This window comes from Vibrio sp. YT-16 (assembly GCF_033337405.1).
GTDB lineage: Bacteria > Pseudomonadota > Gammaproteobacteria > Enterobacterales > Vibrionaceae > Vibrio > Vibrio alginolyticus.
Genome location: NZ_JAWOQQ010000008.1, coordinates 143,478 through 169,197, shown reverse-complemented (window position 1 = coordinate 169,197; position 25,720 = coordinate 143,478). Strand labels below are relative to the sequence as shown.

Genomic DNA, 25,720 nt, shown 5'->3' with positions numbered 1-25,720 from the left:
AGTAACATGGATAAAAGAAAACCAACCATTCAGAATATTGAAGTGAGTGACCACACCGCGGAGCTTTCGCTGCGTGTGGATGCTGACATCTTAGATTTCCAAGGTCATTTCAGTCACTTTCCTCTTTTACCCGGCGTCACTCAAATTGACTGGGCGTTGTTCTACGCCGTTCAATATTTGAACACTCCCAAGGTATTTAAAGGAATGGAAGTCATCAAATTTCAAGAGCCGATTCTGCCAAACTCCGACGTTTGTCTCTCACTCTCTTGGGACAATGAGCGCGAGAAATTGACCTTTAAGTACACATCGAAAAACGGTGAAACCTTGGTGACTCACTCTTCAGGCAAAATGAAACTGGGTGAGTCACGTGAGTGATTACCGTCCCTGCTTTTTAATTCCTTGCTACAACCACGGCAGCACAATTGCAGACGTGGTTGCGTCGTTATCCTCTTTCGATTTGCCAGTGCTTGTCGTGGACGACGGCAGCAATGAAGACACCAAACAAGCGCTTTCAGCATTGAGTGAGCAAGGGCTGATAAAACTGATTAGTTTGAGTGAAAACCAAGGCAAAGGTGGCGCTGTGATGGCAGGCCTACATCAAGCTCACCAACTTGGTTTTACGCACGCCATTCAAATCGACGCAGACGGTCAACACGACCTAGAAGCATTGCCGAAATTGCTCAGCGCCAGCGAAACAAAACCAGATAACCTGATTTCGGGCCAACCGATATACGACGAGAGCGTACCTAAATCCCGTTTGTATGGTCGCTACGCTACGCACGTGTGGGTGTGGATAGAAACCTTGTCACTATCTATCAAAGACAGCATGTGCGGTTTTCGCGCCTACCCAGTGGCGAAAACGGTCGCCGTGTTGAACAAGTACAGCATCGGCAAACGCATGGATTTTGATATCGAAATTCTAGTGCGAATGTATTGGGAAGGCGTCGACATTGATTTTGTTCCAACGCGCGTGATCTACCCTGAAGGTGGCATTTCCCACTTCGACGCATTGTGGGACAACGTCAAGATAAGCTGGATGCACACTCGCCTATTTTTTGGCATGTTGCCGCGCATTCCTTCGCTACTCGCCAGAAAGCGCCAAAACACAGATGACAGTAATGCCCACTGGTCGAAACGAAAAGAACAAGGCACGATTTTAGGCATCAAAACCTTACTCGCGGTTTACCGCTTGTTCGGCAGAAAAGCGTTTGACCTGATTTTAAAATTAGTCATGCGCTACTACCACTTCTCGGGGAAATCTGCCCGTGAAGCTTCTGAGGTTTACCTGCAAAACTTGCAGTACTACGCAACGCAGCAGAGCATCGCACTACCAAAACAGTTGGACAGCTATCATCATCTGCTTTCTTTTGGGCGAACCATGCTCGACAAACTGGCTGCCTGGCAAGGTGACTTTAACGTCGATAACCTAACCATTCACGGCCAGCATCATTTCGAAGAGATGGCGCAGAAAAAACAAGGCGTGCTCATTTTAGGCTCGCACCTTGGCAATATCGAACTCTGCCGCGCGCTTGGTCGTCGACACTCTCATGTCAAAATCAATGCCTTGGTATTTACCCAACACGCTGAACAATTTAATGCGGTAATGAAGGCGGTAAACCCAAATTCGGAACTGAATCTGATTCAAGTCAGCTCAATGGGACCAGACACCGCGATTCTGCTTCAACAAAAAATCGAGCAAGGCGAATGGGTGGTGATCGTTGGCGATCGCACTTCCACCAGCAAAGAAAATCGTGTCGTTTGGGCAGATTTTCTTGGTAAACCTGCCCCATTCCCGCAAGGCCCATTCATGCTGGCCTCGGTATTAAAAGCGCCGGTTTATCTACTCTTCGGCCTACGCGACGATGAAGCAAACACTCCGCATTTTAATGTGTACTTTGAACACTTTAGTGACCAAATCACGCTACCGCGCAAGGAGCGTCAGCAGGCACTAGAACGCGTTGTTCAACAGTACGCACACAGATTAGAACACCACACACTGCAAGCGCCGTTACAGTGGTACAACTTTTTTAACTTCTGGACTTTAAGTAATCAGCCACATGACAAACAACAATAATCACAACATCACTTTTGGTGCCCAATCTTTAACCATCGAAGATGTCGTTGCCATTGCTCAAGGTGCAAAGGCAAGCATGAACACCTCGCCAGAATTTACCGCGAAAATTGATCGTGGCGTGGCGTTTCTGGAACGATTACTGAAAGAAGAAGGCGTTATTTACGGCGTGACCACGGGTTACGGCGATTCATGCACTGTGGCGATTCCACCCGCTCTTGTGGATGAACTTCCGTTGCACCTTACGCGCTTCCATGGCTGTGGCTTAGGTCAAATCCTTTCTCATGAGCAAGCTCGTGCGGTGTTGGCAACACGTTTATGTTCATTGTCGCAGGGCGTATCTGGCGTGTCTCACGATCTGTTGACCCAAATCGTTACGCTTATCAACCACGACATTGCGCCGCGTATTCCACAAGAAGGCTCGGTGGGCGCAAGCGGCGATTTAACGCCTCTTTCTTACCTAGCGGCGACCTTGATTGGCGAGCGTGAAGTGCTTTACAAAGGCGATGTGCGACCAACACAAGAAGTGTTCGCAGAGCTGGGCATTGAGCCAATTCGCCTAAAACCAAAAGAAGGTTTGGCGTTAATGAACGGTACATCCGTGATGACGGCCCTCGCCTGTCTTGCCTACAAACGTGCAGAATACCTAGCGCAGCTTTGCACCAAGATTACCGCAATGGTCTCTGTAGGTATGCAAGGTAACGATTTCCACTTTGATGAAGCGTTGTTTGCGGTAAAACCTCACCCTGGTCAACAGCAAGTTGCAGCTTGGCTGCGTGATGATCTCAATGCTGAACGTCCGCCACGCAATAGCGACCGACTGCAAGATCGTTACTCGCTGCGTTGTGCGCCACACGTAATTGGCATGGTGCAAGACTCACTGCCTTGGCTACGTCAATTGATTGAGAATGAACTAAATAGTGCCAACGACAATCCAATTATCGATGGCGACAATGAGCGCGTTCTGCACGGCGGTCACTTCTACGGTGGTCATATCGCAATGGCGATGGATACGTTGAAAGTGAACATTGCCAACTTAGCTGATTTGCTGGACCGTCAGATGGCGCAATTGATGGATTACAAGTTCAATAACGGCCTGCCGTTTAACTTAACTGGTGCAGAAGGCGAGCGTAAACCGATCAACCACGGCTTTAAAGCGGTTCAGATTGGTATCTCAGCTTGGACGGCAGAAGCTTTGAAAAACACCATGCCAGCGAGCGTTTTTTCTCGCTCAACCGAATGTCACAACCAAGACAAAGTGAGCATGGGTACCATCGCGGCTCGTGATTGCCTACGCGTACTTGAGTTAACAGAGCAAGTTGCTGCGGCTTCACTCCTAGCAAGCGTTCAAGCGGTTGAGATTCGTCGTCGTCATAACGAATTGGACGAACACCACATGAGTCAGAGTTTGCGAGTAATTCGTGACGCAGTACTGAGCGAGTTTGAATTTGTGATTGAAGATCGCCCATTGGAACAAGATTTGCGTCATTTCATTGAACGCATTCAGCAACGTCATTGGCCACTCTACGTGGAGGTATAATGCAAGAGCAGGTTCTCTACCCATTAGAAGCGGAGGTGACTATGGTCACCTCATTCCAAGATGCTGACCCGATGGGCGTGATTTATCACGGCAACTTCTTTCGATATTTTGAAGAAGCGCGTCGTGTGCTGATGGAGAAGCTCCAATACAGCTATCGCGATATGCAAGACTCTGGGTACATGTGGCCGATCATCGATACGCGCGTTAAATACGTGAAGGCGATTCCGTTTAATCACACCATTCGTATTACCGCGCAACTCACTGAGTGGGAAAACCGCTTACGTGTGGATTACGTGATTTACGACGCCGAAACGAATCAACGTATGTGCAAAGCGCATACAACGCAAGTCGCCGTATCAATTGAAAAGCAAGAGATGTGCTTTGTGTCTCCAGCAGTCTTTTTAGATAAAGTAGAGCAATGGCACAACCATGGGAGCCGGAACTAATGCAAAAGTGGTTACTCTCTTTTTTGTTGATATTTTCTGTTCCAGCACTGGCCACACCGACAGCAAACGTAACGGATTTGGCATCGCTTCAACAGCAGTTGTCTCAGCATGAAATCGTACGCGGAGATTTTACGCAGCAGCGTCATCTGGAAATGTTTAGTCAACCTTTAACCTCTAAAGGTCAGTTCACACTGAGCAAAACACATGGCTTGTTGTGGCAACAAACAGAACCTTTCGCAGTCAATTTGGTATTGACGGAAAACAAACTTCGTCAGACTTTTGCCGACCAAGCTCCGAAAACGATCTCTGCAGAAGAAAACCCAATGGCGTTCTACTTTAGCCATGTGTTTTTATCCGTGTTCCACGGGGATACTTCTGCACTGCAAGAACAATTCACACTCGATTTTTCAGTTGAGAACAATCAGTGGCAGCTCGTTTTAGTGCCCAAACAGTCGCCATTAAATGCGGTGTTTAAAGCCATCACCCTTTCCGGTAAAACGCACATTGATCGCCTAACCCTACAAGAGCTGCGTGGCGATAAGACCGAAATCACGTTTACAAACCAGACCTCTCTACCTCAGGAACTCACGGATGCCGAAGACGCTCAATTCCGTTTCTAAACTCAGTCTCGGCACTCACACCTTTGCTCTGGTTTGGCTCAATCTCGTTGTTTTAGCGGGCGCGTTGCTACTCAAACAATGGGTTTGGAGTGCAGAATCTCCGATTGAGACCAACATTTTAAAACTGTTGCCGAAGAACCAACAAAACCCGGTGGCTGAGCAAGCCTTTGAGTCGGTCTCGGCAAGTATGAGCGACAAAGTCATTTTCGTGATCACAGCGCCGGACAAAAATACCCTTTTTGCAGCGGCCGCTGAATTTGATAAGGGGTTACGCCAAAGTAATCATTTTCGCGATGTGGTGGGAAAAATCTCACCTCAAGAACAGCAAGCTTGGGCGAGTTACTACTTTAAGCACCGCTTCCAATTACTGACGCCTGAACAACGAGAGCGTTTAAGCCAAAATCCAGAACAGCAAGTACAGCATGTGATTCAGTCGCTGTACAACCCGTTCTCTGGAGTGACCGGGCAAGAGTTACAAAATGACCCTTTCTTGCTATTCCGTGATTATTTAAGCCAAGTTACCCAGCAATCGTCCTCTTTCCGATTGGATAACGGCTATCTGTCCGTCGAAAAAGACGGTGCTCAATACTTGCTTATTACTGCCGAGCTAAAAGAGTCGCCTTATAGCCTAACTGGGCAGCTTGCAGTCCCTGATATTCAAGCGCTAGAACAAAGCGTCGCGCAGAAATATGGCGCTGAAGTCGCACATACTGGCGTTCTATTTTACGCCGACTTTGGTACGCAAAGTGCAAAATCGGAGATCAGCACCATCGGTGTGTTCTCTCTGCTCGGTATCATTGCATTGTTCGTGTTGGTCTTTCGTAGTGTGATGCCTCTGTCTCTCGCACTGCTTTCCATCACCATTGGTTTGCTCGTTGCGTTGTCCGTTACGACGTGGATTTTTGGAAAAGTCCATCTGTTCAGCTTAGTGTTTGGCGCAAGTTTAATCGGCGTGTCTATCGACTACGCATTCCACTACCTAACCGAGCGCCTTGCGGCGGGAAATGAATGGGATAGCGAGCAAGGGTTAAAGCATATTTTCATAGCTATCACACTTGGCTTAATCACCAGTTTGATCGGCTATTTGGGCATGTTAGTGGCACCGTTTCCTGGTTTGCAGCAGCTTGCGCTGTTTTCATCCATTGGTCTGATTGCCGCTTACATCACAGTGGTAGCTTGGTATCCGATACTGGCTCATAACCCATCGCGCACCATTTCGACTTTACCGGGACAATCACTGTTGGCGAAATGGTTAACGCTTTGGAATCAACCTCGAATTAAAGTCGGATTACCGATGTTATGTGTGGTTGCGAGTGGCTTTTTCTTGCTGCAATTGAACTACGATGACGACATTCGTCTGCTGCAAACGATGCCGAAAGATCTCAAGCAGCAAGAAACCTTAATTACGACGCTTAGTGGCATGCAATCTTCGCAGCAAATGTTGGTCGTTACCGCCGACGATGACGAAAACCTAATGAAAAAGCTGGAGTCTTTGACGCCAACATTAGAAGCGTGGAAAGCGGACAGCACCATCGAAAGCTACCAAAGTCTGAGCCGCTACTTGAGCTCGGTGGAGCGTCAGCAACAAGACTATCAATTGATTCGCGATCTTTACGCGACACAATCCAGCCCACTAGCTTCCGGACTGAGCTTAAGTAAAAAGCCTAAAATGGACGCCGACTTTATCCCTGTCACGGTTGCTCAGTACTTGCAAAACCCAGTATCAGCGCCTGTGCGTTTTCTCCATTTGGGTAAGATCAAAGGAAAATCTGCAACGGTAGTGGTGTTAAACCAATTGCAAGACTCCGCCGTTGTTAAGGCATTTGCCAAATCGCAGTCTGATGTTGTCTACCTAAACAAAGCAGAAGAAATATCCGCCCTATTTGGTGAATACCGAATTAAAATCATGGAGCTATTGGCAGCCGCCAGTGCTGTGATCTTTCTGGTATTAATCAAGCGTTACGGTCTGCAACACAGTTGGCGAGTTTTACTGCCATCATTGATTGCTTGCGCGTGCGGTCTGGCAACTGCTGTCGCGATGGGAACAACATTAAACCTGTTCAACTTGCTTGGCTTGGTGCTCATCCTTGGTATAGGGATCGATTATACTCTGTTCTTTGCCGAGAAAGCCCGCAGTGTGAGCACACTATTGGCGATCACCCTTTCGGCAATGACCACTGTGTTGTCATTTGGATTGCTGTCACTCAGCCAAACTCACGCGATTCACAGTTTTGGCATTACGGTGTTAAGTGGTATTTTTGTCGCTTGGCTGCTCTCTCCGATTGCAATTAAAACAGAGGAAACGACGTCATGATTTTCAATCACGCCTTTCGCTGCGCGACGTTATTCGCACTGAGCCTGTTTTTAAGTGCATGCAGCTTGGTCCCTCACCAATCGACGCCTCAGGTCGACATTGCCGAGCACACCCAAGTTAGCTTGCCCACTCCCGCAAGCTTGGGCTATCAGTTGTCTGCCAGTCAGTTAATTACGGCTTCTTGGGCAATAGATGGTAAAACCAAATCTGAGCAACTTCCGGTACAACTGCAAGTGATCAACAACGAAGTGGTGCTGGCAGGCTTCTCATCCTGGGGGACGAGAGTACTCTCACTGTCTTACGATGGAGAACAAATTCAAACCGAAGTGCTCAACGGTTTACAAGGTTCGCTACCGCAGCCAGAACAGGTATTATTTAACCTGATGATCACGCTCTGGCCGAGTTCCGCTTGGGAAGGGTCGTTAAATGAGGTAAGGTGGCGAATTATTGATAAAAATAATTCTCGCGCCATCTTTGATAGCGACGGTGAAAAGATCATTGAGATTCAATACAGCTCTTCTAACAAGTTAGAGGGTAAGATTGATTTTCATCACCTCAAACATCAGTTTTCAATTTCTATTCAAACACTGCAACATCAGATTAATTAAGAACAATTTAGAATAACAATATGCCTATTCGCTCTTCTCAACCTTTGTATATTCAAGCCTGTGGCTTTCACTCTGCCATGGGACAAGATGATGCGCTCATCCACCAGTGTTTATCGGGAGCGAAGCCATCCAACATGGTGGTTGACCAAGATATTTTAAATTCAGGCCGCCAAACAGTAATCGGTCGAATTGCACAGACGTTACCGCAATTACCACCCGCACTCAGCCAGTTTGATACGAGAAACAACCGCCTCGCACTTTCGGCTTTGCAGCAAATCGAAGGCGACGTGCGTGACGCCATTGCTAAATATGGTCGTGACCGTATCGCGGTCGTGATCGGCACCAGCACATCTGGCATTTCAGATGGCGAAATCGCATTTGGTGAAAAGCTGGCAAACGGTAATTTTCCTGTCGACTACCATTACACCAAACAAGAGCTTGGAAACTGCAGCGATTTTATTGCCGCCTACTTTGATTTGAGCGGCCCACATTACTCAGTTTCAACCGCCTGTTCTTCTAGTGGTCGTGTCTTTTTAACCGCGCAACGCCTGATTCGCTCTGGCATTGTTGATGCGGTCATTGTGGGTGGTGTGGATACCATTTGTCGCCTAACACTAAACGGCTTTAACGGTTTAGAAGCCCTATCCGATACCCTTTGTAAGCCGTTTGACCAACATCGCAACGGCATCAATATCGGCGAAGCCGCAGCATTAATGTTGCTAAGCAAAACACCTGCGCCCGTTGCTCTTCTCGGAGCTGGCGACAGCTCAGACGCACACCATATTTCCGCACCACATCCAGAAGGGTTAGGCGCAGAAGAAGCGATGAAAAAAGCGTTGGCCAATGCAGGACTTACAGCGCAAGACATTGGTTACATCAACGCGCATGGCACAGCAACGCCGTTAAACGATGCGATGGAAAGCAAAGCCATTCATCGCTGCTTTGGTGACTCCGTTCCCGTAAGCTCGACAAAGCCACTTACCGGACACACATTAGGCGCAGCAAGTGCTACGGAAGCCGCGATCGCTTGGCATATTCTCAAGTACAACCTTGATTTGCCAATACAACACTGCGAAACCAAAGCAGACGATATCCATATATCGTTAGTTGAGACGCCAACCAAACTGGGTAACAAAGCGATTCTCAGCAACTCTTTTGCTTTTGGTGGCAATAATATTAGTCTTATTTTTGGTTACGCTCATGACTAAACTTCCTCCCATCGAACAACTTTTGCCACACGACAAACCAATGATCTTGGTTGATCGTGCTTTGGATGTTCAACAAGATACGATTCACTGTCAGGTTGATATCGCAGAACACAATCCGTTCTTCGACTCGGCCTCTCAAACTGTGCCAGCTTACGTTGGCATTGAGTTTATGGCGCAATCTGTCGCGGCGTGGTCTGGTTACCACGCATTAATGAAAGAACAAGCGCCACCGATTGGCTTTTTGCTTGGTAGCCGTCGATACACGTCTGAATGCGATACGTTTTCTCGCGGACAGGTGCTCGATGTGTATGCTGAAAAAGTTATGGAAGATAACGGTATGGCGGTTTTTTCAGCCCGTATTGAGCTACAAGGAACTGTTGTAGCGACTTGCCAATTGAACGTTTACGTTCCATCAGAAGAAAAATTACAAGAAATGAAAATCAGGAGTCAACAATGACCCGACAAGTCCTCGTTACAGGTGCCAGCAAAGGCATCGGCAAAGCCATTGCCGTTCAATTAGCCAAAGATGGTTTCCAAGTCATTGTCCATTACATGGGCGATCAGCAAGGCGCGCAAGACACCCTAAACACCATCGAACAGCATGGTGGTAGCGGTCGTCTTATCCAATTCGACATCAGTGACCGTGCAGATTGTCGTGAGAAGCTAGAAGCCGATATCGCCGAACACGGCGCTTACTATGGCGTAGTAAACAACGCTGGCATCACAAAAGATACCGCTTTCCCTGCGATGACCGAAGAAGAATGGGATGGTGTGATTCATACCAACTTAGACAGCTTCTACAACGTTCTTCACCCTTGTGTTATGCCAATGGTGCAAAAACGCAAAGGCGGCCGAATTGTTACGCTTGCATCAGTCTCTGGCCTAATGGGTAATCGTGGTCAAACTAACTACAGCGCAGCGAAAGCGGGCGTAATTGGTGCAACAAAATCACTCGCGCTTGAACTGGCAAAACGCAAAATCACCGTCAACTGCGTTGCTCCAGGGCTTATCGACACAGGCATGGTAGACGAACACGTAAAAGAACACGCGATGCCGCAAATTCCTTTGCGCCGCATGGGAGAACCAGAAGAAGTCGCTGGTTTAGTCAGTTACCTTATGTCTGACATCGCAGGCTATGTAACTCGCCAAGTCATTTCGGTAAACGGAGGCCTAGTATGAACCGTCGAGTCGTTGTAACCGGAATGTCGGGCGTGACTGCGTTTGGTAACGATTGGCAATCTGTCGAACCAAAACTGCGTGACTGCCAGAACGCGACGCAATACATGCCTTCTTACGAACAGTATGATGGTTTGAACACCAAGCTCGCGGCACCAATTTTAGATTTTGAACTGCCAAAGCACTACAAGCGCAAGCAAGTACGCGGCATGGGGCGTGTTTCTAAATTGGCGACCGTCGCAACAGAAAACGCACTGAGCCAAGCAGGTTTGATTGGTAACGACGTACTCACCAATGGTCAAACGGGTATCGCATACGGCTCATCAACAGGCAGTACTGACGCAATCGGCGCATTTGGTGTCATGCTGAATGAGAAAACCACTAAAGCGATCACCGCAACGACTTACGTGCAGATGATGCCGCATACCACGGCAGTGAACGTTGGTCTATTTTTCGGTTTGAAAGGCCGAGTGATCCCAACCAGCAGTGCATGTACCTCTGGCAGCCAAGCAATCGGCTACGCCTACGAAGCGATCAAGCACGGCTACCAAACGGTCATGGTTGCTGGTGGCGCTGAAGAATTGTGCCCAACGGAATCCGCTGTCTTCGATACCCTTTTTGCCACCAGTCTAAAGAATGAAGACCCGAAAAGCACACCAAGACCTTATGACTCCGATCGCGATGGTTTGGTGATTGGTGAAGGTGCGGGAACACTGGTTCTGGAAGAGTACGAACACGCCGTCGCTCGTGGCGCGAAAATCTATGCAGAAATCATCGGTTTTGCCAGCAACTGCGATGCCGCACACGTCACTCAACCACAGATGGAAACCATGCAAATCTGTATGGAAATGGCTTTGCAAAACGCGGGCATTCCTTCTGAGAAGATCGACTATGTATCTGCTCACGGCACTGCCACCGACCGCGGCGATATTGCGGAAAGCAACGCAACAGCGAATGCTCTGGGCAAAGTGCCAATCAGTTCACTCAAGAGCTACTTTGGCCACACACTAGGCGCCTGTGGCGCGATTGAAGCGTGGCTAGGTTTAGAAATGATGCACACAGGTTGGTTTAACCCAACGCTCAACCTAGAAAACCTCGACGAGCAATGTGGTGATTTAGACTACATCGCCGGACAAGGTCGAGAGCTGGACGTGAAATATTTGATGAGTAACAACTTCGCCTTTGGCGGCATCAACACCTCCATCATCTTTAAAAAGATGTAATGCCCTTAGTAAATGCAAAAGCGCTGGTTAACCAGCGCTTTTTTGTTGGTTGCCTATCAGGTTCATATATCACGCTGTAACGGCAAACAAGACATTACCATTCCGCGATACAAAGGCGACTTTTAACACCACGAATTTGTAATCCCATCGCTTCAAAGACATGCTCAAAATCTTGACAAGATGCAGGCACATTAGGTAGCGACAATGAAGCCTCGGTAAAAAACGTCCGACTCAAATTATCCGTCTCTCCCCAAGCTAACTGCCACCAATCCAAAATTCGCGGCTTGGATGCGTTTAATCGATAGCTAGCAGGAATACGATCACGCTTGTTTAGGTTTTCAACCTTAGATGTTGGTAGTAAGTTCCACTTATCATTGTTGGGCCAATAAGCAAATGGCAAACAGTGATCAACGTGATACTCATTTCGTAATTTGCTTCCACTCCATACACTGACAATGTCGCAATGGCTGAGCTTCAACTGTTCAATTCTCTTTCGCACGACTCGCGTATCATGGTCTTTATCAATCCAGACCAAACAATCATGATACGTTTGCAGTGGAATACCCCGCTCTTGATTAGACCGAAATCGTTGCATTTCCATAATCCATTGGTTGACCACCAGCGGCTCAATCCAAGAGTTATACAATCGAAAACAATCCCAAAGGCTTTCATCCAACACAAACAGCCCATAACCTTCGAGGAACTCGCTATCCACAACAATTGAACGTTTTGGCTTCTTAGCTGAACGAATCATTTCAAAGTAAGGGTTTGATTTATCACCTTGATAGGTAAAAGTGACGGGACCATCTTTTATGGTTTTTAAGCTGTCTTTTATCGCTTTATCAAGCGCCACTGCATCTTCACCAAAAAATGTCGTGCCTATAGCAAGATCATCAGGACTTAAATGGGAAAGTCTGCCCCAGCCATCGGGCTTTATAAAACCTAGCCCTTTAGACGAGTTCGAGCTTTGCTGGATGTTCTCTTTATCGATTAAACGCTTAAATTGACGAATCCAATATAAGCCAACTAATCCTAATGGGATTGCAACTTTACCTTCGCTGCGATCAACCACTGCACCAGAATGAGCGTCTGCAATACGTAGTAAAGTACGTAGTAGTGCGAGCTTATAGGTAGCCGATTTGGAATCATTGACGATAATGTGGCGAACCTTATTCAGATCACCGGAACCATCATCAGGCAAAGACATCACTACAGTTTGCCAAGATACACCCGTTCGCTTTAACTGATCGTCATCGAGAGATACGTTTCTCACCATTAAAGCGCTATTCTTTGCAAACTTTTCGAGCTCTTCAACCGATACGGGATAAGCTTTACGACCGTCAGAAAAGTCACCGTGACGAAGGCTAATCACCAATCGACCATTAGGCGCTAACAAATTTGCAAGTTTGCGAAATGCACGTTCACGGTGCGTAGGCGCAAGATGCATCCATACCGCACTGACAAGAATTAAATCGAAGCGAAAGCCAAGATTAATGGTTTTCTCAAGCTTAGGTAATGCATCTTCAAGCCAAGTAACGGAATCGCCACAGTAAGACTTACCAAGCCTTAGAAGTGCTTGAGCAGGCTCAATCGCAACAACTTCACACCCATGCTCAGCCATCCATTTCGCGTCTCGACCAGAGCCCGCGCCAACATCTAACACACGATCTCCAGCCTGGGGCCAGAAGACTCTCCAACTCGCGTGGACATCCTCAAACTGGATCGATGTGTATTGCTTCGCGAAAGAGTCGGCGTGTCGGTCATAAAAGTTAGAAGTGGCAGGCATAAAGGTTAACGAAAGGTAATTAATATGCGTCCATATTAATTGCTAGAAATTGCAATGGCTAGAATGCCATTCAAAAGTTGTAGATAGAGTGGCAATTACAGCCAAAAACCTAAAAACGACAAAGCCCCGACAACTCAAAGAGTTATCGGGGCTTTTGAATAAATGGCACGCCCTATTGGATTCGAACCAATGACCACATCCTTAGAAGGGACGTGCTCTATCCAGCTGAGCTAAGGGCGCGCTACAGGGACAGGATTATACGAGTTCAAACGGGTAAATCAACGGGTTTTCATAACATTCTGATCTGAATGCCTAAAAAAAGTCCATTAAAACGCTTAATGTTCAAAAACACCACAAAGCAAACGTTTGCGTATGGATGTTAATAAGAAATTCTGCGACAATGCGCCGCAGATAATCTGCCTTCTTAATTTATAAGGAAAGTCATGACTGCTCAAAATATAGACGGAACTCTCATTTCCCAAACTGTTCGATCCGAAGTGGCTGCACGTGTTAAAGCACGTGTTGAAGCTGGGCTACGTGCTCCTGGTTTAGCAGTGGTTCTAGTTGGTGAAGATCCTGCTTCTCAAGTTTATGTCGGTAGCAAACGCCGCGCATGTGAAGAAGTTGGGTTTGTTTCTAAGTCTTTTGACCTTCCTGCGTCTAGCTCAGAAGAAGAGTTACTAGCGCTGATTGATGAATTAAACAACGATGATGAAATTGACGGCATTCTAGTGCAATTACCCCTTCCTGCGGGCATAGACACAACACATGTTTTAGAGCGCATTCACCCAGAGAAGGACGTGGATGGCTTCCACCCTTATAACGTTGGCCGTCTTGCGCAACGTATTCCAAAGCTTCGCTCTTGCACGCCAAAGGGCATCATTACCCTACTCGACCGTTACAACATTGAGCTACGTGGTAAACATGCGGTTGTGGTTGGCGCATCAAACATTGTTGGTCGTCCAATGACACTTGAGCTGCTGCTTGCGGGCTGCACAACAACAACATGTCACCGTTTTACCAAAGACCTAGAGAGTCATGTGCGTCAAGCTGACGTTGTCGTGGTTGCGGTTGGTAAGCCTAACTTCATCCCTGGTGAGTGGATTAAAAAAGGCGCAGTGGTGGTCGATGTCGGTATTAACCGTCTTGACTCAGGCAAACTAGTTGGCGACGTGGAATACGACAAAGCACGTGAAAGTGCGAGCTTTATTACTCCTGTTCCTGGTGGCGTTGGCCCAATGACCGTCGCAAGTTTAATTGAGAACACGATGCTCGCTTGCGAACAGTTCCACACAGACAAATAACGTAAAACTTCAGATACGAAAAAGGCTCCGCAAGGAGCCTTTTTGCTAATTGTTGATATCTATTTCAATTACAGACTTAAAATCACGCCCGCAATCGAAGCGCTCATTAAGTTCGCCATGACACCAGCGATAATCGCACGGAAACCATGCTTAGAAACAAATGCACGCTTTTCTGGTACCAAAGAGCCCAACCCACCAATCAGCATCGCCATGCTTGAGATGTTTGCAAAGCCACACAAAGCAAACGTCACGATTGCTTGTGAGTGTTCACTAAGTTGAGACTTCACTTCTGCAAGCTGGATGAAAGCGACGAACTCATTCACCACAATCTTGTTACCAATCAGCGAGCCTGCTGTGGTTGCCTCTTGCCATGGTATACCCAACAACCAAGCGACTGGCGCAAACACAAAACCTAGGATGAGCTCAAAACTTAAGGGGGTCCCAATAAGATCACCTATCCAGCCTAACATGCCGTTTAGCATTGCAATGACACTAATAAACGCCAGTAACGTACCACCGACCGATACAGCAATGCGTACACCCGCCATGGCACCATCGGCTAATGCTTCTACTACGTTGGTTGCACGTGGAATTTCAACTTGGCTAATGTCGATATCTGCTGCTTTATCCGTATCTTCTGGCATTAAAATTTTTGCCATCAACAAGCCGGCAGGTGCCGACATAAATGCAGCAGCAATAAGATAGTTGAGGTCGACACCCAGTGATGCGTAACCAACCAACGTTCCGCCAGCAACTGACGCTAAACCACCTGTCATAACTGCAAAGAACTGCGAGTCAGTCATGTGTTTTAGGTAAGGCTTTACCATTAATGGTGCTTCAATGGTACCAACAAAGATATTCGCCGTAGCAGACAAAGACTCAGCACGACCGATACCCAGCAGCTTTTGAATACCACCACCGATAAAGTTAATGATTTTTGGCATCACACCAATGTGATAAAGACCTGAGATAAGAGAGGAGAAGAAAACGATGATACCCAGAACATTGATCGCAAAGGTGAAGCCCCCTGTCGCCAAATTACCGAATAAAAACGCAATGCCCTCTTGACCATAGTTGATCAAATTCGACACAACACTGCTCACTGAATTCAGCGCATCTCTTCCTGCTGGTACATATAAAACCAACAACGCAAACAGTACCTGCAAAGCAAACGCAAACGACACCGTTCTCAGCTTTATATTTTTTCTATTTGTAGAAAGTAGCCATGCTAGGAATAGTATGGCTACGATACCAATAATTGAGTTCATAAAATGAATCCGACAGAAGGGGGATATGGAAGGCACCGGATTGTATAGCGGACTCAAAATGCTGCAAGTTGAGGATGTTAACAGTGTGAAAAGTTTAAGCGACCAATAACTGACCAACAAAATAACCAATTGAATTTATTGAAGATAAACGTTTGCTTATTTTAATTATTTCCATATGGAAAATATGTTTCTGATTCAGGAAAAATTTTTGTGAAGTGAATCACCTTATGTGTCGTTCTACAACGTCATTGATCCTGTTATTTAGGAATAGAGATGTAAGGCGCCAAACGTTGGTCCCAATGACAAGGGTTGCCGATCTTCTGTTTGATAAAGTTAATCACTGCGGATATTTTTTTTGGCATATGTTGGCGGCTTGGGTATACCGCATAAAACGGCATCGACTGGCTGGCTTTCCAATCAGGTAACAGCTGTATTAACTTACCCGTTCTGAACTCATCACCCAGCAAGTAAGTGGCAAGGTAGGCAATACCCCAACCTGCAATAGCCGCATCCCGAACGGCTTCTGCCAGATCCACTGAATAGTTACCCGAGACTTTTACGTTCAATTCTTGCTGATCTTTGGTAAACGCCCACCCCGTATAGTCACGCTCCCAGCTTCTGTATATGAGGCAGTTGTGAGCAGATAGGTCATCCGGTTCTGTTGGCGTGTCATGTTTCAATAAGTAATCTGGCGATGCCGCAACAACAAACTGGCAATCCGTCAAACGCTGCGCAATGTAACCTTCAGGCAAATGCTCGTTGTTGGTTACCCATAAATCGAGCCCTTCGGCTAACATATCGACCTTATAGTCAAACAGATGTACTTCCACTTGAAGTTGAGGATACAGTTCGCGTAACTCTTGAATCGCTGGGATGATGTGTAAGGTACCAAATGATTGCGACAACCCAAGACGTACCAAACCTGCCACTTCATCCCGCTGGGTTTCCATCTCTAATGTGGCGCTGCTCACCGCTTGTACCACTTGCTCACAGTGATGAAAAAAGGTTTTCCCTGCCTCAGTCGGCGTAAAGCTTCGCGTAGTGCGTTGAACAAGCTTGATACCAAGAGACGCTTCTAACTGACTTAACTGTTTACTCACATGAGACACCGACACGCCTAAGCTCTTTGCAGCAGCTGTGAAGCTTTTGTGTTTAAGAAGAGCGGAGAAAATCACCATTTGTGCGGCACGTTCAGATAACACGCTTTACCTCGATTTGGTTATAGAAAAAACAAAGGGCTCCGAAGAGCCCTTGTATTGAAGACTGGATGCCAAATTGTTTGTGGCAGATCAGTATTTAATGCGGTCAGCCAAGTGACTCACAGCAAGTGCGAAGTAGTAAGAGCGGTTCCACTTCATCAATACGTTGTAGTTATTGTAAACCAGATACGTACGACCATTCTCGTCGTCCGGCATGATCAACCATGCTTTGATGTCTTCATCCAGTTTTGGCAACGGGCTACCGTCATATTTTGTGATACCTAATTGGCTCCACTCTTGAAGGTATTTGCCTTTTTCAGCCGTGCGCCCTTCTAGACTGCGATCAATATTTTTAGGAACCTTAACTTGGCGACCCCAAGTATATTTATCATCCCAACCAGACTTGCTCAAATAGTTAGCGGTTGATGCAAACACGTCCGCTTCAGATTGCCATATGTCTTTTTTACCATCCCCGTTGCCGTCAGCAGCAAAACGAAGGAAAGAGCTTGGCATAAACTGGCATTGACCCATCGCACCAGCCCATGAGCCTTTAAAGTTCTCTAGCTCAATATGGCCTTGATCGAGGATCTGCAGTGCCGACATGGTCTCTTTACGGAAAAACTCTTCACGACGGCCTTCAAATGCCATTGTGGATAGTGCATCAATCACTTTAAAGTTGCCGGTAAACTTACCAAAGTTACTTTCAACTCCCCAAAGTGCCACAATAAAGCGCGGGTGGACACCGTACTCATCGCCTATACGCTTTAGCTCGGTGTAATGCTCTTTGTAGAGTTGTCTGGCTTGCTTCACCTTCCATTCAGGCACCGCGCGAGGAATGTACTCATCCAATGTCAGTTTCTTTTCTGGTTGGTTTCGGTCCGCTTTTACTGCTCGGGGCTTGTACTCAACATTAGCAAAAGCAGCACTAATGACCTGCTCTGAGATACCTTTATCACGAGCTTCAGCACGCAGCTTATTCAAGTATTCATCAAAACCCTCGCTACTTGCAAAAGCCGAGGTACACATACCAACGCTAAGCATGGTAGCCAGTATCTTTTTCATATTGCCCTCCTTGAGCAAGGCAGAAATCCCAGATGAAAAACGATGACGTTATTCGCCTTTCTGCTGGGCTTTTTGTTCTTTGTACTTTTCTAATAGGTTCTCCGGCGGCGGTGGAACCTGAAGAAAGAAGCCATCATTTTGTAATGAAGCCTTCACTTTTTCGATATCAACTTGTGCCAATTTACGGCCATCAAGTTTAATCGTCATGACAGCGATAGGCTTACCGAACATCTGCATTAAGGTGTCAGGAACCTGTGAAAAATCATCCTTTTTCGGAATATAGAGATAAGTACCTTCTTTTTTCGAGCTTTTATAAATAGAACAAAGCATGACACGCCTTTTATGCTGATTTAGCCGCGTTGAGTGCGGATTAGGTTGAAAACGTCAAATTCTCGCAAACTTAATAGCAAATTTGAGATTAATTCACCTATTTGCCCACGAGAGAACTTGCTGCGTCAAAGGATGAAATATAACATGACATACCTAGTTTAAGGCAACGCTCTTTCAATAAAGGCAAGAAGTCCACGATGACCCATTCACCAGACCTTAAAGGTAGCAGTTTTACATTGTCAGTTTTACACCTTTCTGACAATGAGATCGCAAAGACTGTCGAATTTTTGCAAGAAAAAGTTTCTCAAGCACCTTCTTTTTTTGCATCCGCGCCTTTGGTAATCAATATAGCAAAAGTACAAGGCGACATTGATTTCCCTAAGCTTAAACAAGGCATCTCAGATGCCGGTTTTATTCCGGTCGGTGTAACGGGCTGTAAAGACAAGCGTGTACAAAACCTTGCTTCCGAAGCTGGCTTCGCCATTATGTCGGCGAGCAAATCGCCAAGCCAAGCACCTGCCAAAATGGCACCAACGAAAGTAGTTCGTACGCCTGTCCGCTCAGGACAACAGATCTACGCAAAAGATGGTGATTTGGTGGTGCTAGCGCACGTAAGTGCAGGTGCTGAAGTCATTGCTGACGGCTCTATTCATATCCATGGCACACTTCGAGGTCGTGCGATTGCAGGAGCAAGTGGTCAGCAGGAAGCGCGTATTATTTGCCACGATTTACAAGCAGAACTGGTATCCATTGCGGGTGACTACTGGTTAAGCGATCAAATTGAAAGCGAGTACTGGCAAAAGAAAGTAATGATCAGTAAAGCCGATGAATCATTACATTTAGAAGTTCTCGCGATTTAATCTAAAAAGGAAAAAAAATGGCACGCATTATTGTAGTAACGTCTGGTAAAGGTGGCGTTGGTAAAACCACTTCAAGCGCAGCCATCGCCTCTGGTCTAGCTCTTAAGGGAAAAAAGACCGCGGTGATCGATTTTGACATCGGTTTGCGTAACCTCGATCTAATCATGGGCTGTGAGCGCCGCGTCGTGTATGACTTTGTAAACGTCATTAACGGCGAAGCGACATTAAACCAAGCGCTGATCAAAGATAAGCGCACGGACAACCTATTTATTCTTCCTGCTTCTCAAACTCGTGATAAAGACGCACTGACAAAAGATGGTGTTCAGCGCGTATTCGGCGAACTTGATGAAATGGGCTTTGATTTCATTATTTGTGATTCACCAGCAGGTATCGAGCAAGGCGCGTTAATGGCCTTGTACTATGCCGATGAAGCCATTGTCACAACGAACCCAGAAGTCTCTTCTGTGCGTGACTCTGACCGCATTCTCGGTATTTTAGATTCTAAGTCACTGCGTGCAGAACAAGGGCTAGAGCCAGTAAAACAGCACCTGCTACTGACTCGCTACAACCCATCTCGCGTCACTCAAGGCGAAATGCTAAGCGTTGAAGACGTAGAGGAGATCTTACATATTCCACTACTGGGCGTGATTCCAGAAAGCCAAGCCGTGCTTAACGCGTCAAACAAAGGTGTGCCAGTCACTTTTGACGATAACACCGATGCGGGTATGGCTTATTCTGACACCGTTGATCGCTTATTAGGCAATCAGGTTGAATTTCGTTTCCTTACTGAGGAGAAGAAAGGACTCTTTAAACGACTCTTTGGAGGCTAGACATGTCATTATTAGAATTTTTCCGTCCACAGAAGAAAACTTCTGCGAATCTAGCTAAAGAGCGTTTGCAAATCATTGTCGCAGAGCGCCGCAGCCAAAATGATCCTGCGCCGTCTTACTTGCCTCAATTAAAAGAAGACATCTTGAAGGTGATCAGCAAGTACGTGGCAATTGATCCAAATATGGTTGACTTAACATTTGAGCACAAAGACGACGATATCTCAGTTCTTGAGCTAAATGTGAAGCTACCAGACGAAGAAAAGTAATCAGTTTCTCTCGCCAGACGAATGCTCTAATTAGAACGAAAAAGGTTGGCATCGAGGCCAACCTTTTTCATCTTTCATTACTTTAATGCTTTGTTCATCTTGTCGCCGAGTAAATCCAAACGCCACCCTTGCATCAAATCAGGCAACACTTCTGGGTCACGATCTTTTTTCCAAACCCAACTGATCAACTGATTGATCTGCTTTTTAGAGGCAAGGAACTCCGTGGCTAAACCAGACTTCTGCGAAGCCGATTTCACCAAGTCTTTCATATTTTTGAAGACCTGCTTGTAACCCGGATAGTCCATTAAACGCTCAATTTTCGCAGGATACTCTTCAGAAGGTGTTTGCTTCGCTTGTTTAACAATCGCGGCAATCTTCGCGCCATGGCGGTTAATCGCTCGGATATCAATATCTTCTGCTTCCATCTTCTTAAAGTTCGTTAAACCAAGACGAGCGACCGTTAATAGATCACCTTCTTTGAAGATAAAGTTCAGCGCTAAATCTCGTTTGATTGCTTCACGATAACGCCACGTCGCCAATGGCTTTAAAATCGCCAGCTCAGAAGGTTTTAATTGCCAAGCGCCCTTAATATCAAGGTAGGCATTCTCTTCATTGGTTACGCGAATACGTTTCGAAACGAGTAAATCACTTTCTTGCTGTACAGCTTCCCACCAACCTGCTTGCGTCACCTTATCGAACAGCTTTTCGTATAACGGTAACAAGTAATGAACATCTGCGGCAGCATAATCTAATTGCTTTTGTGTCAGTGGACGAGCCATCCAGTCGGTACGTGATTCACTTTTGTCGAGCTCTACGCCTAAATATTCTTCCACCAGCGATGCGAAGCCTGTCGATAGGCCGTGACCGAGAAAAGCGGCCATCAGCTGCGTATCCACCATAGGGAATGGTGTACAACCAAAAGCGTTTTGGAAAACTTCTAAATCTTCACCACATGCGTGCAGCACTTTTAGCACAGAAGTATCTTTTAATAGCGCTACAAACGGCGTCATATCCGTTAATTCAGTCGGATCAATCAGCGAGAGGCGATTACCATCGAAAAGCTGAATCAGACCTAACTGCGGGTAGAAAGTGCGAATACGAACGAATTCGGTATCCAACATCACTACGTCTGCCTCTCGGGCATGAGTGCAAACCTCTTCTAGGTCTTTGTTTTTAGTAATAATTTGATAGTTCACATACTTCTCGCTATAAAAAATGCCAGCAAAACGCTGGCATTCTATCATTTTTTAAATCTCTCGACTCGACGAAATCGGCTTATGCGCTTTTCTTCGCAAGTTCAGCGTCATTCTCTTCGCGTAAAACACGACGCAAGATCTTACCGACATTGGTTTTAGGTAAGTCTTCGCGGAACTCAACCAACTTCGGAACTTTGTAGCCAGTTAAGTGTTCTCGACAATGCGCGATCACTTCGTCTTTGGTCAAGCTCGGATCGCGTTTCACGACATAAATCTTCACTAATTCACCAGACACTTCATGCGGCTGACCAATAGCAGCAACTTCAAGTACTTTGCCGTGAAGTGCTACAACGTCTTCGATTTCGTTCGGGTAAACATTAAAGCCTGATACTAAGATCATGTCTTTCTTACGGTCAACGATATGCAGGAAGCCTTCGTCATCGAACTTAACGATGTCGCCAGTTGATAGCCAGCCGTCTTCGTTAATCGTATCTTTCGTTGCTTCAGGTCGTTGCCAGTAACCTTGCATAACCTGAGGACCACGAACTTGAAGTTCGCCAGTTTCAGTATTCGCAAGAGCGTTACCTTCTTCGTCCACGATACGAACTTCTGTTGATGGTACCGGCAGACCAATAGAGCCATTGTATTCAACAAGATCATGCGGATATGCCGCCACCAACGGAGAACACTCTGTTAGACCGTAACCTTCGAGCAAATAGCAACCCGTGGTCTTTTGCCATCTTTCTGCCACTGAGCGCTGCACTGCCATGCCGCCGCCAACGGCTAAACGTAGATTACTGAAATCCAACTCGTGGAAATCTTCATTATTGACCAATGCATTAAATAAGGTATTCACGCCCGTAATCGCAGTAAACGGATGCTTTTGTAGCTCTTTCACGAACCCTGGAATATCTCTAGGGTTGGTAATAAGTAAGTTACGACCACCCATTTCAACAAACAGCAGACAGTTTACGGTAAGAGCAAATACGTGATACAGCGGTAATGCTGTCACGACTAATTCACGCCCCGGAGATAAAACCGGTCCGTACGCGCCTTTTGCCTGTAGAACGTTCGCAATCATGTTGCGGTGAGTCAGAATCGCGCCTTTCGCGACACCTGTCGTCCCCCCCGTATATTGCAGGAATGCAATGTCATCCCCAGACATAAACGGTTTAACGTATTGTAGACGACGACCTTTACGTAGAGCCTGACGCATTGAGATTGCACCAGGTAAATCGTACTTAGGCACCATGCCCTTAACGTACTTCACGACAAAATCGACAATCGTACCTTTCGCTCGTGGCAGCATTTGACCAAGACTGGTTAACACTACGTGTTTGACTGGTGTTTTATCGACGATTTGTTCTAGCGTATTCGCAAAGTTAGACACAATCACAATCGTCGTCGCACCTGAGTCATTCAATTGGTGTTCAAGTTCACGAGGAGTGTAAAGTGGGTTAACGTTTACGGCGATACAACCTGCACGCAAAATACCAAATAATGCTACTGGGTATTGCAGTAAGTTTGGCATCATCAGAGCAACGCGGTCACCCTTTTGCAGTTTTAACTCGTTTTGCAGATACGCTGCGAATGCGCGACTACGCTCTTCCAATTTACGGAAGGTCATAACCGAGCCCATGTTCATGAATGCTGGTTGGTCTGCATATTTTTGTACAGACTGTTCAAACATTTCTACCAAAGACTCATATTGCTCTGGATTAATGGTTTCAGGTACGTCACTTGGATAACGTGAAAGCCATGGTTTATCCACGATGTTACTCCTCGTTTATAACTGGCTAAAAAATAGCGTCCTTTTTATTTTGAAAGCTATTACAGCACAGCGAACGTGCTTGAGCACGCAACTCTCAAACACTTGTTTAAATTTTGTTAACTACACCAAGAATTCGCGTTGCGACCTCGAGTATTTGCTCTAAATGACAGTGATGACCACCCTTGACAGACACCACTTGCGGTGGGTTCTCTCCCCAATCAGCTTGGTTAGATGGTAAATTCTGAAATCCTTGATCGCCTAATACAATCAAATGAGGACAACGTATTTGGCTGGTAATCGAGTTAGCATGCGCTTGCGCCATTCGGTAAAGCGACGCACATTTTAACTTGGCGTCATGCCGCCAATACCATTTATCTCCTCGCTGCTCTGTTCCACGCTCGACTATCGGTAGAAGCTGCTCAGCGGTTAATTGGTTGGCTTGCATGCGTAATTTTAACGCCAGATCGAAGGAGGCAATGGCTCGCTCTGGCTTGTTTTGCTGTCTTATTCGACTTAAAACGCCATCGCGAAGACGAGGCAAACTGTTAGTAGGCTCTTCATTAAGAGGTCCTGCCCCCTCAATTTGCACAAGAGCTTCGACCTGCTCTGGAAACGCAGCACTATAGCAACTTGCGATTAAAGCACCAAGTGAATGCCCTACTAATATCAGTCTGTTTGGTGATAATTCATCCAAAAACTGATACAAATCGGCAATATAGTCGTGAAAGGGGTAATAATTATCGTGAGATTTATGACTCGATAAACCGTGACCAAAATGATCGATGGCTAGGAGGTGTAAGTGAGGATTAAGTTGATTCAACTGCTCCATGAGCGCTTTAAAGCTGCCCGCATTATCTAACCACCCATGAAGAAAAACGACTGACAAGTCAGCCGTTTTCTCGTTCCCTATCTCAAGGGCTGCCATTTTGCCGGCAGGAAGCTCGAATTGACGCTCATGCATCGCAGATTATTTGACCTGTTTTATCACTTTACCGTCTTGTGGGAAATCATTACGCCACATGCGGCAGTTAATCGAGTAACATGGGTAAAAGTAGGTTGGCGAGTCATACATGCGTACACGTTCTTCAATTTTCCATAAACGGTACCCTTCCCCCTTTATTACCGGGAAGATGTAACCGTGCTCACCGATCTTTCCTTCTTCTTCCCCTGCTCCTTTGCCTACAACCGTCACCAAACGGCCTTCACTAAAGGCGACAGGCTCTAAATAGCCATCAAAATAGGCGACAAAACGCCCCGTAGGCTCTTCATCGATATCAGGTTTACCAGACTTACTGATAGGAAGGTTTACAATCTCTAGACGCGTTTTATCTTTAAAGTTATCCACTTTAGCGATGATTCCACCAAGGCGAACATCTTCACTCACTTGCCCCTGAGACTCAGCAAAAGCTTTATAGTCTGTAACGACCAATTCTGTGCTTGCATTTAGCTCCTCAGGCAACGAGCTACACGCAGACAAACCAACCGTAGCAAATAATGCGAGAAAAAACCGTCCAAAAACCTTCATAAACCACCTTTCAATATTAGTAACCCCAAGCTGGGGAGATCTCACACGTAAATATCGACACCAAGTAATTGAGCCAGTTCCTCTTTTTTAGCTCGATTCATGACATCCATGTACTGCTCCATTGCTTTACGTGCGCCCCCTTCAGGAAGGTCATATTGCACTTGAGCTCGGTGAATTTGGGACTCATCCACGTGTTTTATGGAGTGCGCCACGGCGTTAGCAACCTTTGAAGGCTGACCTACAGGCTGCTTTGTTTGTGATTTATTTACCGGCTTCTTTTGACTGGCTTTATTAGTGCGATTTGCACCGGGAATCAAAGAAGGAGGCAAGCCATTAATCGACGCCATAGCACTCCATAAAAATACAGGGCAAACGCCCTGCTTTTTGTCAGGTTAATGAAAAACGGACTATTCGCGACCAGGAAGTTTTTTCCATGTCACATTATCACGTAAATAAACAGGGCTCGAATCTTCGACCGGCACGATATTACCCTTTTTAAATTCTTGTTCAGCAAGAATCACGATGTCTTGTGAATCAGGGTACAGAACGTCACCATGCGTCAAATTAAACGGTAGGCCTGCTAATACTTCTTGGTAAGCATCCCAACCAGTACCTGCTGTCGTCCACGTTTTGTCGTCTGCTTGTGCTTCTTCAACGAGACGTGCTGGTGGAATTACGCACTCTGCATCCATCCCTGCCCACTCACCGTTTGCTTGGCGAGTGTAACGTGCCCAGTAAACTTCACCCATACGTGCGTCAATAGCCACAGAGACATCGGTCACACCATGTAAGCGATAGCTACCTTGAGCCATTGCAGCCAGCGTTGAAACGCCGATCATAGGTAAGTCAGCACCGAACGCCAAACCTTGTGCGATACCAATACCGATACGAACGCCAGTAAAGCTACCTGGACCACGTCCAAACGCTAACGCATCCAGCTCTTGTAGAGTCAGGCCAGCTTCTTTGAGTACTTCATCAACCATTGGCAGTACTTTTTTGGTGTGATCGCGTGGTGCAACCGCGCTACGTGAAATCACTTGATCATTAGCCAACAACGCAACTGAACAGTTTTCAGTCGCTGTATCGATAGCAAGAATTTTTGCGCTCATTTAACTCT

At 46.3% G+C, this 25,720-nt stretch carries 26 protein-coding genes and 1 tRNA gene; 15 read left to right on the top strand and 12 right to left on the bottom strand.

What is annotated here, in order from left to right; all coding sequences use genetic code 11:
* The first annotated feature begins 6 nt into the window (after window positions 1-6).
* Genes R7F07_RS15005 through R7F07_RS14955 form a run of 11 tightly spaced genes read left to right on the top strand, consistent with a single transcriptional unit; the run spans window position 7 to window position 11,206 of the window.
* Window positions 7-375, top strand: a complete 369-nt coding sequence (locus tag R7F07_RS15005) for a 3-hydroxyacyl-ACP dehydratase (protein WP_171343118.1) — start codon at window positions 7-9, stop codon at window positions 373-375.
* Window positions 368-2,074 (top strand): glycosyltransferase family 2 protein, encoded by a 1,707-nt coding sequence (locus R7F07_RS15000; RefSeq protein WP_171343119.1) that lies wholly within the window; start codon window positions 368-370, stop codon window positions 2,072-2,074. Before R7F07_RS15005 ends, R7F07_RS15000 begins: the two co-directional genes overlap by 8 nt.
* Window positions 2,058-3,611 carry an HAL/PAL/TAL family ammonia-lyase gene (gene hutH, locus R7F07_RS14995; RefSeq protein ID WP_171343120.1) on the top strand — a complete coding sequence of 518 codons (1,554 nt, stop codon included), beginning with the start codon at window positions 2,058-2,060 and terminating at the stop codon, window positions 3,609-3,611. Before R7F07_RS15000 ends, hutH begins: the two co-directional genes overlap by 17 nt.
* The gene (locus tag R7F07_RS14990; protein WP_064376294.1) at window positions 3,611-4,057 is read left to right on the top strand and encodes an acyl-CoA thioesterase; all 447 of its coding nucleotides are present in this window, start codon (window positions 3,611-3,613) and stop codon (window positions 4,055-4,057) included. The genes hutH and R7F07_RS14990 overlap by 1 nt, the downstream gene beginning before the upstream one ends.
* On the top strand, window positions 4,057-4,677 hold the full coding sequence (locus R7F07_RS14985; RefSeq protein WP_025534207.1) for a LolA family protein: 621 nt from the start codon (window positions 4,057-4,059) through the stop codon (window positions 4,675-4,677). Before R7F07_RS14990 ends, R7F07_RS14985 begins: the two co-directional genes overlap by 1 nt.
* A complete protein-coding gene (locus tag R7F07_RS14980; RefSeq protein ID WP_318110530.1) occupies window positions 4,649-6,991 on the top strand; it encodes an MMPL family transporter in 2,343 nt (780 codons plus the stop codon). Before R7F07_RS14985 ends, R7F07_RS14980 begins: the two co-directional genes overlap by 29 nt.
* The gene (locus tag R7F07_RS14975) at window positions 6,988-7,599 is read left to right on the top strand and encodes a DUF3261 domain-containing protein (protein WP_053350454.1); all 612 of its coding nucleotides are present in this window, start codon (window positions 6,988-6,990) and stop codon (window positions 7,597-7,599) included. The genes R7F07_RS14980 and R7F07_RS14975 overlap by 4 nt, the downstream gene beginning before the upstream one ends.
* Window positions 7,600-7,619: 20 nt before the next feature.
* Window positions 7,620-8,807: a beta-ketoacyl-[acyl-carrier-protein] synthase family protein gene (locus R7F07_RS14970; RefSeq protein WP_258662691.1), complete on the top strand. Its 1,188-nt coding sequence runs from the start codon at window positions 7,620-7,622 to the stop codon at window positions 8,805-8,807.
* Window positions 8,800-9,264 (top strand): hotdog family protein, encoded by a 465-nt coding sequence (locus tag R7F07_RS14965; protein WP_017634799.1) that lies wholly within the window; start codon window positions 8,800-8,802, stop codon window positions 9,262-9,264. Before R7F07_RS14970 ends, R7F07_RS14965 begins: the two co-directional genes overlap by 8 nt.
* The gene (gene fabG, locus R7F07_RS14960) at window positions 9,261-9,986 is read left to right on the top strand and encodes a 3-oxoacyl-ACP reductase FabG (protein ID WP_005388326.1); all 726 of its coding nucleotides are present in this window, start codon (window positions 9,261-9,263) and stop codon (window positions 9,984-9,986) included. The genes R7F07_RS14965 and fabG overlap by 4 nt, the downstream gene beginning before the upstream one ends.
* Window positions 9,983-11,206, top strand: coding sequence for a beta-ketoacyl-ACP synthase (locus R7F07_RS14955; RefSeq protein WP_167415075.1), 1,224 nt, complete (start codon window positions 9,983-9,985; stop codon window positions 11,204-11,206). The genes fabG and R7F07_RS14955 overlap by 4 nt, the downstream gene beginning before the upstream one ends.
* Before the next feature lie 94 nt (window positions 11,207-11,300).
* On the opposite strand, the gene R7F07_RS14950 is transcribed toward R7F07_RS14955, so the two are convergent.
* Window positions 11,301-12,992: a class I SAM-dependent methyltransferase gene (locus R7F07_RS14950; protein ID WP_005382296.1), complete on the bottom strand. Its 1,692-nt coding sequence runs from the start codon at window positions 12,990-12,992 to the stop codon at window positions 11,301-11,303.
* Between the two features lie 163 nt (window positions 12,993-13,155).
* Window positions 13,156-13,232: transfer RNA gene (locus tag R7F07_RS14945), tRNA-Arg, on the bottom strand.
* A gap of 203 nt (window positions 13,233-13,435) precedes the next feature.
* On the opposite strand from R7F07_RS14945, the gene folD reads away from it, so the two are divergent.
* Entirely contained in the window at window positions 13,436-14,296 is an 861-nt protein-coding gene (gene folD / locus R7F07_RS14940) for a bifunctional methylenetetrahydrofolate dehydrogenase/methenyltetrahydrofolate cyclohydrolase FolD (RefSeq protein WP_005382297.1), read from the top strand.
* Between the two features lie 68 nt (window positions 14,297-14,364).
* On the opposite strand, the gene R7F07_RS14935 is transcribed toward folD, so the two are convergent.
* From R7F07_RS14935 to R7F07_RS14920, 4 genes are all read right to left on the bottom strand, one after another.
* Window positions 14,365-15,564 carry a NupC/NupG family nucleoside CNT transporter gene (locus R7F07_RS14935; RefSeq protein WP_005382298.1) on the bottom strand — a complete coding sequence of 400 codons (1,200 nt, stop codon included), beginning with the start codon at window positions 15,562-15,564 and terminating at the stop codon, window positions 14,365-14,367.
* Between the two features lie 257 nt (window positions 15,565-15,821).
* Window positions 15,822-16,766 (bottom strand): LysR family transcriptional regulator, encoded by a 945-nt coding sequence (locus R7F07_RS14930; RefSeq protein WP_017634801.1) that lies wholly within the window; start codon window positions 16,764-16,766, stop codon window positions 15,822-15,824.
* Between the two features lie 87 nt (window positions 16,767-16,853).
* Complete coding sequence (locus R7F07_RS14925; RefSeq protein WP_005388330.1) at window positions 16,854-17,825, bottom strand: lytic transglycosylase domain-containing protein; 972 nt, start codon at window positions 17,823-17,825, stop codon at window positions 16,854-16,856.
* 48 nt (window positions 17,826-17,873) lie between these two features.
* Window positions 17,874-18,155: a YcgL domain-containing protein gene (locus R7F07_RS14920; RefSeq protein ID WP_005382303.1), complete on the bottom strand. Its 282-nt coding sequence runs from the start codon at window positions 18,153-18,155 to the stop codon at window positions 17,874-17,876.
* A gap of 197 nt (window positions 18,156-18,352) precedes the next feature.
* On the opposite strand from R7F07_RS14920, the gene minC reads away from it, so the two are divergent.
* From minC to minE, 3 genes are read left to right on the top strand one after another with little or no spacing between them, the layout of a single operon-like run.
* On the top strand, window positions 18,353-19,015 hold the full coding sequence (gene minC / locus R7F07_RS14915) for a septum site-determining protein MinC (protein ID WP_005382304.1): 663 nt from the start codon (window positions 18,353-18,355) through the stop codon (window positions 19,013-19,015).
* 17 nt (window positions 19,016-19,032) lie between these two features.
* Window positions 19,033-19,845: a septum site-determining protein MinD gene (gene minD / locus R7F07_RS14910; protein ID WP_005388331.1), complete on the top strand. Its 813-nt coding sequence runs from the start codon at window positions 19,033-19,035 to the stop codon at window positions 19,843-19,845.
* Between the two features lie 2 nt (window positions 19,846-19,847).
* Window positions 19,848-20,111 (top strand): cell division topological specificity factor MinE, encoded by a 264-nt coding sequence (minE, locus tag R7F07_RS14905; protein ID WP_005388332.1) that lies wholly within the window; start codon window positions 19,848-19,850, stop codon window positions 20,109-20,111.
* A 77-nt stretch (window positions 20,112-20,188) separates the two neighbouring features.
* On the opposite strand, the gene rnd is transcribed toward minE, so the two are convergent.
* From rnd to tsaB, 6 genes are all read right to left on the bottom strand, one after another.
* Complete coding sequence (rnd, locus tag R7F07_RS14900; RefSeq protein ID WP_031777213.1) at window positions 20,189-21,307, bottom strand: ribonuclease D; 1,119 nt, start codon at window positions 21,305-21,307, stop codon at window positions 20,189-20,191.
* 79 nt (window positions 21,308-21,386) lie between these two features.
* Complete coding sequence (gene fadD, locus R7F07_RS14895) at window positions 21,387-23,078, bottom strand: long-chain-fatty-acid--CoA ligase FadD (protein ID WP_005382216.1); 1,692 nt, start codon at window positions 23,076-23,078, stop codon at window positions 21,387-21,389.
* A 106-nt stretch (window positions 23,079-23,184) separates the two neighbouring features.
* Complete coding sequence (locus R7F07_RS14890) at window positions 23,185-24,039, bottom strand: alpha/beta fold hydrolase (RefSeq protein ID WP_104975961.1); 855 nt, start codon at window positions 24,037-24,039, stop codon at window positions 23,185-23,187.
* A gap of 6 nt (window positions 24,040-24,045) precedes the next feature.
* Window positions 24,046-24,603 carry a Slp family lipoprotein gene (locus tag R7F07_RS14885; RefSeq protein ID WP_005382214.1) on the bottom strand — a complete coding sequence of 186 codons (558 nt, stop codon included), beginning with the start codon at window positions 24,601-24,603 and terminating at the stop codon, window positions 24,046-24,048.
* Window positions 24,604-24,644: 41 nt separating this feature from the next.
* Window positions 24,645-24,950, bottom strand: coding sequence for a hypothetical protein (locus R7F07_RS14880; protein WP_005382213.1), 306 nt, complete (start codon window positions 24,948-24,950; stop codon window positions 24,645-24,647).
* 60 nt (window positions 24,951-25,010) lie between these two features.
* Complete coding sequence (gene tsaB, locus R7F07_RS14875; protein WP_171343122.1) at window positions 25,011-25,712, bottom strand: tRNA (adenosine(37)-N6)-threonylcarbamoyltransferase complex dimerization subunit type 1 TsaB; 702 nt, start codon at window positions 25,710-25,712, stop codon at window positions 25,011-25,013.
* Window positions 25,713-25,720 lie beyond the last annotated feature (8 nt).